Origin of the sequence: Lacunimicrobium album, from assembly GCF_052161635.1 — a bacterium.
In the GTDB taxonomy this organism is placed as follows: Bacteria; Planctomycetota; Planctomycetia; order Planctomycetales; family Planctomycetaceae; genus SXPC01.
The window spans coordinates 5,217,095-5,233,409 of sequence record NZ_CP197413.1 but is presented as its reverse complement, the minus strand read 5'-3'; the positions used below and the strand labels follow the sequence as shown (position 1 = coordinate 5,233,409).

The following is a 16,315-nucleotide window of genomic DNA, read 5'->3' as shown; positions in this document are numbered from 1 at the left end:
ATGGACAGTCTGCCTGCATTCACAATCTCATCTCACCAGTCACTTCTCTTTAGGAAACGGCGCAGGATATGTCGCGATCCATACCACAGTTTTCTGTCCCCACTCGTGGCCAGAAGGAGGGCACGAAAATGACAAGAGTATTTGGGCTCATCGGGTGCGCATGCTTGCTCACCGCGGTGTCTTTTGCTTACAACGCCGGCCAGGCCCAGGAAGACCCATTCCAGGGATTCATGGCTGCTGGTGATGGACTTGGTGGCCAGGCAACTGGCGGCTCGGTTCGCCAGCGCGTCGACCAGCTGATGGTGAAGGCTCGCGCCGCTCATCGTCAGGGACAAATCGCAGAGGCAGTTCGATTGGCCAAGTCGGCTCAATCGCTTTCTCGCCAGTTCGCAGTCACCTTCGAAGCGACTGAAATCACTCCCGATCAGCTGATCGCCGAGTGGCAACGTGCTCTTCCAGACGAATCGCTGCTCAATCCGGGATCAGGCGACACCATGTCGGCTGCCTCTCGTAAGAAGTACGCGACTCTCCTGCTGTCTCAAGCTCAACAGGCGATGGAGCAAGGCGACGTCATGGCCGCCGCTCAGAAGACTCAGGAAGCAGCCAAGCTGGAAGTCGTCTACAGCCCGTTCGAAATCACCCCCGAGCAAATGATGGTCGAGATCGAACGCAAAGGCAAAATGAATCCTGCCTTCGCTCAGGCTCCGATCGTCGCCAAATCACCGGCTTCGCAACCCAATCCATTCGCTCAACCAGTCAACGTCACCGCCAGCGGAACACCGACTGCGACGATGACTCCAAACGATGCACAAGACCAGGCTAAGAAACTTCTGGCATCTGCCCAGAAGATGATCGAACTGGGACGCTTTGAAGAAGCCCGTACTTTGGCCCTCCAGGCTCGCACAATCCCAGCTGAATACAGCCTCTGGGATGTTCGTCCAGAACACATCCTGTCAGAAATCGAACGTCAGTCTGGCAACCGCCTGCTGACCTCTCCAGAAAAAGCAGTCGTTTCAAACGATCCATTCAATCCTGCTCCGTCTGCTCCTCAAACATCAGCCGGTCAGGATCAAAAGCAACTCGCACAACAATGGCTCAAACAAGCTCGCGAGCACCTCGATGCTGGTGAAGTTGAAAAAGCCCAGGCCGCCGTCGCTAAAGCCGAAGGCGTCAACGCCGCTTACGGTCTGTTCGATGAGCGTCCCGAACTGCTCGCTGCCGACATCAATCGTCTGCAACGCCAGCAAACCATCGCCACCAACGGCGGTACTCCGGAAAACTTCCAGGCACCAACGGTCTGGACTCAACAGGCTCCAGGCTCAGCGGTACAAGCCCCTGCTGCTTTCCCAGTCGCTGCCAACGCCCAACCTGCTCCTGCAGGTTCAACTCCACGCAACTGGGATCAGATGATCCAGCCATCGGCAGTGGATGCCCGACAAGGCGTGACCAGTGCCAACGAAGAAATCGTTTCTCTCTCTGCTGACGAAGCCTACCAGACAGGCCTCGACAAACTGCGAGCCGGTCAACGAAACGAAGCCTACGAGTATTTCAAGACAGCTTACAAAGGACAGGACGAGCTCAGCTCTTACCAGCGTCAGCAGCTCCAGTCGTTCCTGCGTGATCTGACTCCACGCGGTACACGCGGCATTCAACTGGCCAGCAACGAATCTGGCTCTCAAGCTGATGCCTTCGATCCAGAAATCAACTCCGCAATGCAAAAGCAGTCGGTCGAATTCGATCGCCTCCGCACCGAAGTTCAGAATGCCATCTACAAGGCAGAAATGACTCGTGAACGCAACGCCGACGATGCCCTCAGCCTGATCGATTCAGCCATCACCAGTGTCGAGTCATCCTCACTGCCAGCTGACCAGGCCTCCATGCTGATGTCGTCTCTGCAACGCTCACGCGAATCGATCGAGTCTTACATGGCTCAACGCAAGCCACTCATCGACATGCAACGCAGCAACGAGGAAGTCAAAAGCCTGATTGCAAAAGAACAAGCTTACGAACTCCGCGTCGAGCAGGAAATGGCTGACCTCGTCGAAGAATTCAACCGCTTGATGGACGAACGTCGCTTCGCAGAAGCAGGCGTCCTCGCCAAGCAAGCCAAAGATCTCGATCCAGAGAATCCAACCTCTGAATTGATGGTCTGGAAATCCAAGTTCGCATCACGCGTCGACTCCAACGATCGCATGAGAGATGCCAAAGAAGAAATGTTCTGGTCAACCCTCAACGATGTCGAAGAGTCTCTGGCTTACGATGTCGTCGGCGACAACCCGATCAAATACAAGAACGCCAAAGACTGGCGTGAACTGACTGACCGACGAGCCAAGTACAAAGGCGGTACTCAACGCAATCAGACAGACGAAGAGAAGAAGATCCAGAACTCTCTGAACCAGCCGATCTCTCTGCACTTTGATCGCAAGCCACTGGTTGACGTCATTCGTCACATCCAGACGGTCGCTGCCATCAACATTGCCATCGATGAAATCGGTCTGACAGAAGAAGGAATCACTTCAGATGCTCCCGTCTCGATGAACGTCGATGGAATCAAGCTCAAGAACGCTCTCGCTCTTCTGCTCGAACCAATGAACCTCGATTACGCCGTCAAGAATGAAGTCCTCAGTATCTCCAGCCGCATGCGTCAGCAAGGTGCACTCGTCAACATCGTCTACGACGTCGCTGACCTGGTCGTTCCTCTGAAGATGCTCAACACCTCAACTCACAATCCTTACGGAACCCTCGGCGGTGCTCAAATGAGCGTCCCGATGGGCGGCATGGCTCAACCATTCGGAAATGCTCTGGCTCAAGTCGGTGACCCAGCCGCCGCTGTTGGCGGAATGATGGGAACAGGCATGGCATCAGCAGCCAATCCAATGCGAGTTCCTGCTCAGGAAAGCACTGACTTCGGTTCACTGACCGATCTGATCACCGGCACGATCGACCCACACACCTGGGACGAATACGGTGCAGGCGGCCAGGGAACACTCAAGTCTCACGACTCAACCCTGTCTCTGGTTATCCGACAGACTCAGAAAGTCCACGACGAAATCGCTGACCTGCTCGAGCAGCTGCGACGCCTCCAGGACCTTCAGGTCACGATCGAAGTTCGATTCATCTCTGTGTCTGACCGCTTCTTCGAGCGGATCGGGATCGACTTCGACTTCAACGTCCAGGATACCGCAGGAAATCCACAAACAGACGACAACGGCTTCCCACTGGGACGCTTCGGTGCAGTCGACGGATCTCTGGCTAGCACTGGCGGTGGCGGAACCACAGGCACAACAGGGACCACTGGCGGCGGAACTGCGGGTGGAGATGCTCCATTCTCAACTGCCCCTCTGAGAAACCTGGTCAACCGCGACAGCTATCCAAACAACGGAACAATCGTCGGTATGAACAGCCCGACATCGTTCTCGCAGAACCTGGACATTCCATTCCGACAAGGTTCGTTCCAGGTCGGGGTTCCTGACTTCGGTAACTTCAACCCTGAAGTCGGTATCCAGGTCGGTTTCGCAGTTCTCAGCGACATTGAAGCCTTCTTCTTCATCCAGGCTGCACAAGCCGATGAGCGATCGAACATCATGTTCGCTCCGAAAGTCACCCTCTTCAACGGTCAGACCGCCTTCGTCAACGACTCGGTTCAACGACCATTCGTTATCTCGGTCCAACCAGCAGTCGGTAACTTCTCCGTAGGCTTCCAGCCCATCATCCAGACCTTCCAGGACGGCGTTCAGATGTCTGTCCAGGCTGTTATCTCAGCTGACCGACGATATGTCCGCTTGAGTGTCTCTCCCTTCTTCACCAACATCACAGACGTCTTCACCTTCACCTTCGCAGGTGGCGGAACGAACGGCGGAACTGGTATCGGTGGAATCGCAGGTCAAGCAGGCGGTGCTGGTGGTATCGCAGGTGCTGGCGGAGCCGGTGGCTTCGGCGGCGGTGGCCAGCAGGGTGGCTTTGGCGGTGGTCAAGGCTTCGGAGGGATCGGTGGAACAGGCGGTACGACCGGGGCAACGGGTACTCAAGGTGCCGGTGGTAACCAGGGTGGTGCTCAAGGTGTCGGTGGTACGACTGGCCAAAGCGGTGGTGGAGTCGGCTCGATCACTGTTCAACAGCCTGTCCAGGAAATTGTCACCGTCCAGACGATCGTCTCTGTCCCAGACGGCGGTACCGTCCTCCTCGGCGGAGTCAAACGTCTCCGAGAAGGTCGTAACATGGCCGGGGTTCCGATCCTCAACAAGATTCCTTACGTCAGCCGCCTGTTTAAGAACTCAGGGGTTGGTCGTGAAACAGAATCTCTGATGCTGATGGTCACACCTCGTATCATCATCCAAGAGGAAGAGGAAGCTCTCCTCGGTCAGTAATGACCGGATAGTAAACGAGTTCAGTAATGACCGGAATGTAAACTCGGTCAGTAATAGTGTCGGAAACATCTGCCAGGCTGGCTGAGTGGTCTCCAATCCTCAGCCTCCTGACAGTTGCATGGATCGCTCGGATTCGTCCGTTCGGTCTCTCAGGGTCCGGTCGTCGCTTCTTGCGGGAGAAGCGACGGCCTTTTTTTATGCGCCGCCAGATACTGCCACAGAGGGCTCAGAGATCACGGAAGAAAAATGAACCGCAGATAAACACAGATCGACGCAGATCGAAGACTTGAGATCGGCAGAAGCGAACTCACACTTCACAATTCAGTTATCTGTGTCCATCTGCGTTTATCTGCGGTTCAAATTGCTTTTCTGAATCCGTGTTTCTTCGTGTTCATCCGTGGTTGGCTTTCTCTGAGCCTCTGCAGCGAAGTTTCTTGCTCAATCCAGCGCCGAGTTCACAAACATCGACCCCGCATAAACAACACTCGCGCACTGCACCGCTTCCAGGATCTGCTCATCATTGAGCCCTAAATTGCGTGCCTTAGTTACGTGTCCCGAGACACACGGCTTGCACGCATTCAGATCACTGATCGCGATATCAATCAGCTCGATCAGTTTCTCGTCCAGAGAAACGTTCGTGAACGTGTGAGCGCGAAGCCCCACCGGCAAGCCGTCGAACAACTGAGACCCACTCAGCTCGCGAAACTTGAAGAACGTGTTGTACATGTAATTCGTCGACGCCACCGCGATGATCTCCGCGATCTGCTGCTCGTCCCAGCCTTCTGTCAAACAGGCTTCCCGAAAATAAACCATCCAGGGCTTGCTCTTGGCATGACAACTGACAGCGAGCGCGATCGCTTTCCGCGTCTTCCCATCAAGCGCCCCGCTGCCATGCACGAACTTCTTGTAGTTCATGTAAAAGTCTTTGAGAAAGGCATCGACCCGCCCCAGGTAAAGAAACGGAGCAGGCACAATCTCCGCGCCGAACATCTCTTTGATACGACCATAAGTCGCCTGCACGGCATCATTGGCATCAGCCTCAGCCACCGGTTGGAACATTGCCATCGATAGACTCCCGAAGTGAGTTCGTAAAAAAATCGCGTGGGCGCAAAACCAGGTCAGCGCACACCACGCGATGTATTTCGAGTAACAGCTGGCAGATTATCCACCAGCCTGATCAATCAGAAACAATCCCTCCGCATCACACGTGAAAGCCGGAGTACGGAACGTGAAATGAGTCTTTCTACTCTCCACTTTCTCAACTCCCCTCTCTCGCGCCAGCGTGTTAGTTGATCGTCTCTTCGCCCTTCTTCCAGTTGCATGGACAAAGCTTGTCGGTCTGCAATGCATCGAGCACGCGCAGAACTTCGTCGACGTTACGACCGACTGACAGATCGTGAACAGCCTGCCATCGCAGAATACCATTCGGATCGATGATGTAGATCCCGCGATACGCAATCCCGGCGTCTTCCTTCAGAACGCCATAGCTGCGTGACAGCTTGTGGCTGTTGTCAGCCAGCATCAGGTGCTTCATCTTGGCGAGGTCTGGGTGAGAGTCGCACCAGCCCTTGTGGCTGTAAACGCTGTCCGTGGAAGCCGTCAGCAGAACGCAATCGCGATCATCGAATTCGCCCAACGCATTGTTGAACGCGACGATTTCAGTCGGGCAGACAAAGGTGAAGTCGAGCGGGTAGAAGTACAGGCAGATCCATTTGCCTTTGTAATCCGCCAGAGAGACGGTCTTGAACTGAGTGTCAGTGTTGTCTTTGGTACGATCATAAGCCTGAATTTCGAAGCTCGGAGCCAGTTGGCCGACCTGAATGGTCATACGGTGTCATCCTTAAAATAAATGGTGTCGTCAAACTGGAACGTCGAACAAGCGACAAAACGCCTGTCATGCCAGTGGAACGACAGGTTGGAATGCATTCGTTCGTGGAATGTAAGAAGTATAAATACAAGTCGAGTCGAATCAACTTATTCAGCCAATGCACTTTACGGATACGATCTATAACTTGGTGACATAATGGTATTCGCTGATCTACTCACCCCCCATTCTCAGGCGAATCCACGATGCATAAAATATTCCTGATTGGTACCAACATTGCGGTAATAGTCCTCGAAAACCTGACAAACGACTTCTACCGACCAGAAACCAGTAGGAGATGAACCCACGATGAGCTTCAATGATTCTGCACCACTCGGGCTTCCTGATGACCGCTCCCTGCACCACCAGCCGGGAGACCTGACGCATCTCCAAAACGGAAATTCCAACGGCAACCGCCTGAACCACCTTTCAATCCCCTCGACTAAGCCCAAGGGGGAAGAATCGCGCGCGTTGATTCCGAAAAAATCAATCACACTCGCACTCGGCGGTGGCGGCGCCCGCGGACTCGCTCACCTGGGGGTCGTCGAAGTCCTCCTCCAGCACGGCTATCACATCGAACGCATCGTCGGCATCAGCATCGGTTCCCTCGTCGGCGCCATGCTCGCCTTCGAGCAAAGCATCGCGAAGATCGAAACAACCGCCGTCGCGTATCTGCTTTCCCCGGAGTTCCAACAACACCAGAAGACGCTCTTCGGCTGCGGTACGACTGCTCCTGAAGATCAGACCTTCGGCCTCTTCTCCTGGTACGCCCACATCCAAGCGTACCTGCGAGCCAACAGCATCTTCCACCGCATCATCTCACAACCAGGCATGTTGCCAGGAGTGATTCTCCAGGACGTCGTCGATCACTTCCTCCCCGATGAGCAGATCGAGAACGCACGCATTCCACTGACCATCGTCGCGACTGACCTCAAATCAGGCCGCCTGGTACGTCTCGATAAAGGCTCGATCCGAGCAGCAGTCAAAGGGTCGTCCTCCTTGCCGGGGATCTTTCCCCCAGTCAACTTCGAAGACATGATACTTTGCGATTGTGGCAATTTTTATACATTGCCCACCACCATCGCGCGCTGCTACACCAACAAGTTCGTCCTCGGCGTGGAAGTCAGCTACGACATCAAACCACTCAAACAATGCCGCACCGCGATCGAAGCACTGGTCCGCGTCGACGAAATCGGCGAATACTTCTGGCGACAACAGATTCGCTCAGCCGCCAACTTCACCCTCCGTCCCGACGTCTCTCACCTGCAATGGTTCGATTTCTCCGTTGCCGACAAGATGATCGAAGTCGGCCGCCAGGCAGCCACATTGGCCATGCCCGAGATTGACCGCGCCTACGACCAGATGCAGGACTTCGAGTTCGACGCCACCACACTCAACCCCTGCCCCGCATAGTCGTCATTTCGATCAGGGCATTGCCAATGTCGAATCGGCAACACGTTAACTGGCGACCACGACGTCCGCCCGCACCGCCCGTCTCACACAATTTCGCCCCGACTTCTTCGCCACATAAAGAGCTTCATCGGTCGCCTTCAACAATCCCACGCGATCCGAAGCATGCTCAGTCAACGCCCCGACTCCGATACTGACCGTCACCGGAACCGTAATCCCTTCGCTGACAATCGTCGCGACTTCGATCTGCTGACGCAGTTGATCTGCGAATCCATGGACCACCCCACTCCCTTGCCCCGGGAACAGGATCGCCAGCTCTTCTCCGCCATACCGACATGCAATCGGCTTCTGTTCCGCTGGAAACTTATCGACTTCCGTCCGAATCAGCCGCCCCAGGAATCGCAGCACATCATCTCCAGCCTGATGGCCGAAGTGGTCATTGATCTTCTTGAAGTGATCCGCATCGACCAGGCACATGGATAACTCCTGCTGACTGGCCGTCGCCCGTTCGATCTCGCTCGTCAGAGACTTCTCAAATGTTCGTCGATTATAAAGCCCCGTCAACGCGTCATAGCGCGCATCGCGCACCACCACCGCATGATTGACCGTCTTGACGATCGTGTCCGCAAGAAACTCGGTCGCCCACTGAACCAGTTCCATCTGCTGCTTGCTGAACGCCATACTCTCAGGCCGGGTCACACACAACACACCGAGCACACCGCGCTCCTGCACAATCGGCGTCACCAGCGCACTGCCGATCAGCGACTCGATCTGGAGTTCAGCCAAGTCGTTTTGTAACAGCACACGCGTCCCGAAATACTCCGCATCAGGTTGACCATGCACAAGCTGGGCCAGCCGACGCTCATACTCCTGCCACCGCTTCTGCACGCCCAGGGAATGCACCTTGATCCCCAGATCAATGATCGGACGCTCCGGCAGCTGCATATCGGGCTGCGCCAGGAACAAGACGATTCTCTGTGAGTTCAGTATCGTCATCAGGCGCGAGCAGAATGCTTCCAGCATCTTCAGCGGTGTCGCATGGTCTTCGTCCATGATCCCTCGCAGCGAGAGAATTTCAGACGACAGATGCAGCTCGTTTTGATGGCTCTCATACTCGTAAGCATAACTGCAGGCAACCGCAAGACTTCCCAGCACCTCGCGCGTCGATTCAATCTGAACGTCCTGCTCATACCCTGTTGGAAACAGCCGCGTCGTCACAACAACCCCAACCGGCCGACTCCCGGCATGCATGAAGAAACCCTGCAACTGCCCCAGACGCGAATACTCTTCCTGCGTCAGATAAGGGGCCAGCAAACGCTGCAGATCCGATTGAACCAGCAGTGAACAGTTCGCATGATGCTCCTTGACTTTGACCTGCAGAAACGAAATCGACTTACCCGTCAGATTATTCTTTGTGATTGTCGATAAGCCCCGCTGAGCCGCTAACAGAAATCGCTCTTTTTGCTCAACGCGAAAAAACGCAATGAACGCTCCCTGCTGCAAAGGCTGGATCGCACGTAATACCGTGTCGATCATTCCCTGCAGATTCGACTGCTGCAGCATGTCATGAAGAAGTCGATTCTCAATCCGACCCAGCGCATTGTCTTTCTGCAACTGGTGGATATCACCAATGATGATGTTCTGCGAAGACTCGAACTCTCCCTGCTCTTTCATCAACTGTCGTTCAACGCTTCGCTTCTGTGTCCACATAAGTCCCGTAACGACAGCCATGATCAGGAAACCGGTCGGTCCAGCCATCGCAGCCCAGATCAGCATCCAGTCAGCAAACATGTTGCAAAGAACTCGCTGTCAAATGAGGAGAAAATAAACAAGCCGAAGAAGACTCTTTGCTGAATCGTAGGTCACAACTTCGCAGCCGACAGAGGGAAGTCTGTTTTTTTAAGCAGTCAATAATCCTCACACCTGATACAATCCACTCAAGCTGAACTTCTCACCACAAAGACCGACACCCCGATAGCGGAGGATCTCATGCCCGCCCTCAAACAGACCCTGCTTCTTTTGATCACCATGTTCGCATTGTCAGCCGCCTCACAGCTGACCCTCGCCCAGGAAACCACCACCAAGCCCGATAGCGAAGGCTGGATTCCTCTCTACAACGGCAAAGACCTCGACGGCTGGAAAACTCCCAACTTCGGCGGCGAACGTCCCTCCACCGTCAAGAAAAGTGGCGAGCTCGTCATCGAAATGGGCGCCCCGATGAACGGCCTCACCTACACCAAAGACTTCCCGAAGAACAATTACGAAATCGAGCTCAAAGCCCGTCGGCTCCTCGGCAACGACTTCTTCGTCGGCCTCACCTTCCCCGTCAACGACAAATTCCTCAGCTTCGTCGCGGGCGGTTGGGGCGGTGTCGTCGTCGGCATCTCCAGCCTCGACGGCGAAGACGCAAACAACAACGACCTCCGACAGATCCGCCAGTTCAAAGAAGCCCAGTACTATAAGGTCAACCTGAAAGTCACTCCCGAACTCATCACCATCGCCATTGATGACGAACAGGTCATCAAGTTCGACCCACGCAAACACCGGCTCTCCACCCGCGTCGAAGTCGACCTCTCCAAACCCCTCGGCCTCTCAACTTACGAAACCGAAGCCGGCTTCGAATACATCAAGTACCGCAGCCTCGAAAGCGCAACGAAACCCTGACATCTGTCATTGACGCCACATGATGTTCGCCTTGTACGAAACATCCCGTACGTTGACTTTTCTCAACACGGAACCCGGCTTTCCGCATTTTTGAACAGCAAGAACCCTGCATTGAACACCCATTTGCCCCACCAGGCAACACCGGCACTCCACTTGCTCTTTTCAACTCACTAACCTCTGACTCTGTCGCCCCGTCCTCTCCTTTCAGTCCCTTCTCCCTTGAGGGGAGAAGGTGCCCGAAGGGCGGATGAGGGTGGGCGCTAGGCATGTGTTCGCTCCCAATATCACCTCAACCCCCAGGCAATATCTCTTTCACAAACATCTCCACATCAAGCACCGACGCCTCTGATCCCACACATACACTTCACGTGACACCCAGGATGCTGGCGTCTCGTCAAACAAGTCTCGACACATCCACCCATGAACTTCAAAGACACAATCGAATTCGCTGGCGCCATCTCCGCCCACAGTCAGCATCTTTTCGATGTCCGCCAGCCCGTGTCCTCAACTGCTCTGGGATACTACTGGAAACTCCAGCGCAGCTGGCTCAGCCGCATGCAGCTGCTGTTTGAAGACATCGCTGAAGGACTCCAGGTCCTCCCCAACGACCATGAACTCCATGCAGCCATGACCACCGCCCTGCACGAAATCACCAGCGGCGAACTCATCCTGCGCACCTGGTCGACCGTCCTCACGGCCAAAGATCAACTCGCTGGTACCAACCAACATATCCCGCTCATCCGCAATCTCCACATCGCCATGCTCGATCTCCGCAGGCGCTACCTCGCCCTGCTCCTCGATGAACGCCTCCCCAGCGAAGACTTCATCATGCCCGTCGACCGACAACGCCGACGCGCCGAAAACTGGACCAACTTCATCTGCGGCCATCTCGTCAGCGAACACAACGTCACCGAATACGTCCACCACGAACACGACGCCCGCACCTACCACCTCGAACACCTCTACTACCTGCTCAGCCGCGAAATCCCCAGACACGACGACCGACGCGAATTCGCCATGTCCTCCCTCGATTACCTCATCGCCTCCGACACCTGCGACGAACAATCCCGCCCCGTCGGCCTCCCCGAAATCGCCGGCGCCATCCTCAACTGCTACCCCCACTCAGCCTTCAACGACCACGGTCTCTTCCGCCCCATCCGCACCACCAAAGACAAACACGAAAAAATCCTACAGCTAGGCGCCCGCTCTTAGGCGAGCGGGGGGTGTCAACCCCCTGTCCCCTGTGCTCCCACTCTAAATCGCCACTATGAGTACGCCTCCCGCGTCACTCCCTATCCACTCCCCCCCCCCCCGCACGCATCAAACCATCGCCCGCCGCAACTGCTCCGAAATCCTCTCCAATATCACCACATCACTCCCCGCCCGCTCCGCACTCTTCGCATGCGTCAGACTCGTCGCAATCTGCCCCCGCAAATGCAGGAACTGCGAAGCAGTATGCTTATACGCAGGCACCGGATCCCGAAACGCGAACATCCCCAGGTACTGCAACACATCATTGAGTTCATAAAACCGCGCATCCCCATTCGCCCAATATTTGTCCCTTAACGCAAACGCCGGCGGATCGAACGTCGACAACCCCAGCAGATAGTCCGACCCATACATCACCATATCAATCGCCAGATCATTCCCCGTCATCACCATGAAGTCGGGACGAACCTGATTCCGAAGATGCAGCCGCTCCCACTCCTGCACGCGCGATAACGACGAATGCTTCGCCCCCGCACAAGTCGCGATCTGCATCAGCTCTTTGTAAACATCCAGCGTGTAGATCTTCCCGAACGGCGCGAACATCGTCCCCAGTTCAAACGCAATGAACCGCCCCGAGATATTCCCGAACCCACGATACGCATCAATCAGCGCATCACTCGGCAGCCCCGTCAGCCCGTACGACTGAAAAATCACCGGCGTCCCCGCGTACTCGCAGATCTGCTGAATCGCCGCATGATATCCCTCTTTATTGAACATCGCCCCTGGCTGATCCCCCACAAACGCCCCCGCAACATACTCGCGCCCTGCACACAACGCCCGCGTCCGCTTCAACACTTCTCGACGCGTCTCTTCATCAATCAGATTCGCATACCCCGTGTCCATATTGACTGCCGGCGCCAGCCCCGCATGCAGCGTCCGCACCACGTGCTGCTCAAACCCCTTCCAGTCGACTTTCCCCGGAGCTTCAAACGGCAGCAGGATCGCCGACATCCCCGTGATTTTGCGTTTCGGAGCAAGTAGCGACAAAGGATTCCCATCCCAGGGTGTCACGCTCGACATAACTGACAGGTCCGTTCAAGAAAGCGCCCCTCAACAGGGCGAGGAAACTTCAAGCCACGCATCAATTCCGCTAACATTGCAGACAATCGAGTCTCACCTCTCTGAGGCGAGCGGGGGGTGTAAACCCCCTGTGTCTTCGTATTTAAAACACCCCCCCATACTACCATCCGAACCCACGAATCGCCAACGGTGTCCCTCCGACTTGGCTGCCACCAATAATTGAAAAATGAAATCCATCACCACATCAACGCAAATCACGCATTAACGAAACCAACGAACTCTCTTCTGACGTTTCCTCCTCCGTGACCTCTGTGTCCTCTGTGGTAAAATCTTCTCTCCGCCCATACCAATTTCCAAAAGGCTTCCCCCAGTGTCCTCACCACTCAACAAGATCAGCGCTCGCATCACCCAACCAAAATCCCAAGGCGCCTCGCAAGCCATGCTCTACGGCACGGGCATGACCGAAGCCGATATGAACAAAGCCCAGGTCGGCATCGCCAGCGTCTGGTACGAGGGCAACACCTGTAACATGCACCTGCTCGACCTCGCCGCCAAAGTCAAGCAAGGCGTCGAACACGTCGAGATGATCGGCATGCGTTTCAACACCATCGGCGTCTCCGACGGCATCTCCATGGGAACCGAAGGGATGTCCTTCTCCCTCCAGTCGCGTGACCTGATCGCGGACTCCATCGAAACCGTCATGGGCGGCCAGTGGTACGACGGACTCATCGCCCTGCCCGGATGCGATAAAAACATGCCCGGCTGCCTCATCGCCATGGGACGACTCAACCGCCCCGCCATCATGATCTACGGCGGCACGATCAAACCCGGCTGCAATCTCAAAGGCGAAAAACTCGACATCGTCTCCGCCTTCCAGTCCTACGGCCAATACATCGCCGGCACGATCACCGAAGAAGAACGCCAGGAGATCGTCCGCAAAAGTTGCCCCGGAGCCGGCGCCTGCGGCGGCATGTACACCGCCAACACCATGGCCTGTGCCATCGAAGCCCTCGGCATGTCGCTCCCGTACTCATCGTCAATCCCCGCGACCGATCCGGATAAGTATCAGGAATGCGTCAGCGCAGGAGCAGCCATCAAGAACCTCCTCGAAAAAGATATCAAGCCCAAAGACATCATGACCCGCGCCGCCTTCGAGAACGCCATGGTCATCGTCATGGCCCTCGGCGGTTCCACCAACGCCGTCCTCCACCTCATCGCCATGGCTCGCTCGGTCGACGTCAACCTCACCATCGACGACTTCCAGACCGTCAGCGATCGCATCCCCTTCCTCGCTGACCTCAAGCCCTCCGGCAAGTTCGTCCAGGAAGACCTCCACTCCATCGGCGGTACACCAGCCGTCATCAAATACCTGCTTGAAAAAGGGCTTATGGACGGCAACTGCCTGACCGTCACCGGCAAGACCCTCGCCGAAAACGTCGCCCCTCTGGCTGACCTCAAGGTCGGTCAAAAGATCGTCATGCCGATCGAAAACCCGATCAAAAAGACCGGCCACATCCGCATCCTCAAAGGCAGCATCGCCCCCGAAGGCTCCGTCGCGAAAATCACCGGCAAAGAAGGCACCGTCTTCACCGGCCCTGCTCTCTGCTTCGACTCGGAAGAAGACATGCTCAAGGGGCTCGAAGATGGCAAAATCAAAGGGGGCGAAGTCATCGTCATCCGCTACGAAGGCCCCAAAGGCGGCCCCGGCATGCCAGAGATGCTCACCCCCACCTCTGCCATCATGGGCGCAGGACTGGGTGATAAAGTCGCTCTCATGACCGACGGCCGCTTCTCCGGAGGTTCCCACGGCTTCATCATCGGCCACGTCACCCCCGAAGCCCAGGAAGGCGGCCCGATCGCACTCATCCACGACGGCGACGTCCTCACCGTCGACGCCGAGAACAACGTCATCAACACCGCCATCTCCGACGCAGAAATGGCCCAACGCAAAGCCGCCTGGAAACAACCCGCCTACAAATCCACCCGCGGCACACTCTACAAATACATCAAAAACGTCAAGTCCGCCTCCGAAGGCTGCGTGACCGACGAGTAAAGATTGGTGCTGGTGGCACAGACATTCCTGTCTGTGTTCTCCAAGGCGAGCGGGGGGTGTCAACCCCCTGTCTTCATCTCCCTCGACTCAGTCAGAACCATGACCTTCAAAAAGCGGAATCGACTATGGGTCAATTGGCGGTGGGTGGACTCAATCTGTACTCAATGCAGCATGAAACTTTTAGGTCCCCACAGAATCGTCGAAGAGTCAAAGTACATCATGTACGTACTCCACGGTTTGAGAAATAGAGAATGAGTGAATGAGGATGGCTGACGTCAAATATAACATACCTCAACGCACCTGGAGTCAATGGCTCTGTCGCAGACGGATCATAATACCAATATTCGTTCTTTTGATTCTCATTCTGTTTCCGTTTGTGTCTCGTGCTTGGCATATTGCACAAATTCCTGACCTCCCCGAGCCATGCGATCCCTTTGAGTTTGAAACTCCAAGTGTGGCAGAAGATCTGAATGCACGGTCTTATTTCCAACAGGCCATGGTCGAGTTTGTCGAGTATCAACAGCAACAGATAGAAGCCAATGAACAAGATCAGGAAACAGAATCCGTACAATACATGACGGAAGAGGAGTTTCAGGAGTTCATCCACGATCCTCCAGCATTTGTTCTCAACTGGCAACTCGGCTGCGAATGTTCTGAGTTCGAGATCATCTTTCAGCAAGATACTGAGTCTTACAAAATCAAAGACACCTGGGATGGCTATAAAAGTCTCGCCAGCTACTTTCTGCGTCTAGGGCAGACTCACATTAACCGAAATGAGCCCTCTGTTGCATTCGATCATTTTCGAGAAGTGTTTCGAGCGGGCTTATTGATGCAGCAGAATGGTAACGTTCACCAGTACGAACATGGATTGGCAGTTACTAACTCGGCAATCTACCGTGGTGTTTTCCGTTGGGCCGCTCATCCCGACGTGACTGAAGATGACCTCATGGAGGCGCGTGTCATATTTGATTCCGACCTCCAGGAACTGCGACATCCCATCAGCATAACAGTGCTCCATGACTATGCGAATTGGATGCAGGTGGTCCAGAAACACCATCGCAGCAGCGTCTTTCTGATGGGGCAACCAGAGGACTTTGCACCACAAAAAGACTTACTACTCTTTTGTCTGGGGGAACCAATTCGCTTCAAACGCCTATTAAAGCAAATAACATACAACGTCCTCAGCCAGTGTGATCTGCCTTTCTATCAAAGATCGACTTTCGATGGCAAGGAATTCCGTCTGTACGTGACCGCTTCTTCAGAACTCCCAGCCCAGGCTCTCAGTGCACTGCAACTTGATCAGCTCTTGACGAAAGAGTTCAACCACAACATGGTCAACATAGCTCGCGCCAATTCCACTTGCGACAAGTTTGAAGTATCTCTTCGAATGCTCGACATCATGCTGCTGCTGGAAACTCATAAACGACGTCATCTAAGCTACCCAGTTTCCTTTCAGGAGATGGACGAAGATCTTGCCGAATCACTACCAGTCGATCCTTTTAATAATGAACCCTTCCATTACCGCATCGAACCAGATGGCAGCCTGCTCATTTACAGCGTCGGGTTCAACAAAATTGACGATAACGGCAATATCGAAAAAGTCCGCGACCTCGGTCGTCGTATCCCGGTCACAAACGAGTGATGGCTCGCTCAGGTCCCTGTCCCGCC

At 55.0% G+C, this 16,315-nt stretch carries 10 protein-coding genes; 6 read left to right on the top strand and 4 right to left on the bottom strand.

The annotated features are described in order from the left end of the window. Positions 1-164 precede the first annotated feature (164 nt). Positions 165-4,367, top strand: coding sequence for a type II secretion system protein GspD (locus SH248x_RS21030; RefSeq protein WP_459556295.1), 4,203 nt, complete (start codon positions 165-167; stop codon positions 4,365-4,367). Positions 4,368-4,805: 438 nt separating this feature from the next. Here SH248x_RS21030 and SH248x_RS21025 read toward each other — a convergent pair whose 3' ends face one another. Together SH248x_RS21025 and SH248x_RS21020 are read right to left on the bottom strand one after the other, a co-directional pair. Further along, positions 4,806-5,432 (bottom strand): carboxymuconolactone decarboxylase family protein, encoded by a 627-nt coding sequence (locus SH248x_RS21025; RefSeq protein ID WP_459556294.1) that lies wholly within the window; start codon positions 5,430-5,432, stop codon positions 4,806-4,808. A gap of 220 nt (positions 5,433-5,652) precedes the next feature. Next, entirely contained in the window at positions 5,653-6,195 is a 543-nt protein-coding gene (locus SH248x_RS21020) for a peroxiredoxin (protein WP_459556293.1), read from the bottom strand. A 345-nt stretch (positions 6,196-6,540) separates the two neighbouring features. On the opposite strand from SH248x_RS21020, the gene SH248x_RS21015 reads away from it, so the two are divergent. Further along, a complete protein-coding gene (locus SH248x_RS21015; protein ID WP_459556292.1) occupies positions 6,541-7,644 on the top strand; it encodes a patatin-like phospholipase family protein in 1,104 nt (367 codons plus the stop codon). A 45-nt stretch (positions 7,645-7,689) separates the two neighbouring features. Here SH248x_RS21015 and SH248x_RS21010 read toward each other — a convergent pair whose 3' ends face one another. Continuing rightward, positions 7,690-9,432 carry a GGDEF domain-containing protein gene (locus SH248x_RS21010; RefSeq protein WP_459556291.1) on the bottom strand — a complete coding sequence of 581 codons (1,743 nt, stop codon included), beginning with the start codon at positions 9,430-9,432 and terminating at the stop codon, positions 7,690-7,692. A 198-nt stretch (positions 9,433-9,630) separates the two neighbouring features. On the opposite strand from SH248x_RS21010, the gene SH248x_RS21005 reads away from it, so the two are divergent. Both SH248x_RS21005 and SH248x_RS21000 read left to right on the top strand, forming a co-directional pair. Continuing rightward, positions 9,631-10,305, top strand: a complete 675-nt coding sequence (locus SH248x_RS21005) for a 3-keto-disaccharide hydrolase (RefSeq protein ID WP_459556290.1) — start codon at positions 9,631-9,633, stop codon at positions 10,303-10,305. Between the two features lie 420 nt (positions 10,306-10,725). Further along, on the top strand, positions 10,726-11,517 hold the full coding sequence (locus SH248x_RS21000) for a hypothetical protein (RefSeq protein WP_459556289.1): 792 nt from the start codon (positions 10,726-10,728) through the stop codon (positions 11,515-11,517). A 108-nt stretch (positions 11,518-11,625) separates the two neighbouring features. Here the strand turns inward: SH248x_RS21000 and SH248x_RS20995 are convergent, their stop codons facing one another. Next, complete coding sequence (locus SH248x_RS20995; protein WP_459556288.1) at positions 11,626-12,594, bottom strand: dihydrodipicolinate synthase family protein; 969 nt, start codon at positions 12,592-12,594, stop codon at positions 11,626-11,628. Positions 12,595-12,964: 370 nt separating this feature from the next. Between SH248x_RS20995 and ilvD the strand changes: the two genes are divergently transcribed. Together ilvD and SH248x_RS20985 are read left to right on the top strand one after the other, a co-directional pair. After that, the gene (gene ilvD, locus SH248x_RS20990; protein ID WP_459556287.1) at positions 12,965-14,647 is read left to right on the top strand and encodes a dihydroxy-acid dehydratase; all 1,683 of its coding nucleotides are present in this window, start codon (positions 12,965-12,967) and stop codon (positions 14,645-14,647) included. A gap of 265 nt (positions 14,648-14,912) precedes the next feature. Continuing rightward, the gene (locus tag SH248x_RS20985) at positions 14,913-16,289 is read left to right on the top strand and encodes a hypothetical protein (RefSeq protein ID WP_459556286.1); all 1,377 of its coding nucleotides are present in this window, start codon (positions 14,913-14,915) and stop codon (positions 16,287-16,289) included. The last annotated feature ends 26 nt before the right edge of the window (positions 16,290-16,315 follow it).

Excerpts from the sequence above, each read along its gene's own strand:
- SH248x_RS21020 (WP_459556293.1), bottom strand. The coding sequence starts at position 6,195 with ATGACCATTCAGGTCGGCCAACTGGCTCCGAGCTTCGAAATTCAGGCT.
- SH248x_RS21005 (WP_459556290.1), top strand. The coding sequence starts at position 9,631 with ATGCCCGCCCTCAAACAGACCCTGCTTCTTTTGATCACCATGTTCGCA.
- SH248x_RS21000 (WP_459556289.1), top strand. The coding sequence starts at position 10,726 with ATGAACTTCAAAGACACAATCGAATTCGCTGGCGCCATCTCCGCCCAC.
- SH248x_RS21015 (WP_459556292.1), top strand. The coding sequence starts at position 6,541 with ATGAGCTTCAATGATTCTGCACCACTCGGGCTTCCTGATGACCGCTCC.
- SH248x_RS21025 (WP_459556294.1), bottom strand. The coding sequence starts at position 5,432 with ATGGCAATGTTCCAACCGGTGGCTGAGGCTGATGCCAATGATGCCGTG.
- SH248x_RS20985 (WP_459556286.1), top strand. The coding sequence starts at position 14,913 with ATGGCTGACGTCAAATATAACATACCTCAACGCACCTGGAGTCAATGG.
- SH248x_RS21010 (WP_459556291.1), bottom strand. The coding sequence starts at position 9,432 with ATGTTTGCTGACTGGATGCTGATCTGGGCTGCGATGGCTGGACCGACC.
- SH248x_RS20995 (WP_459556288.1), bottom strand. The coding sequence starts at position 12,594 with ATGTCGAGCGTGACACCCTGGGATGGGAATCCTTTGTCGCTACTTGCT.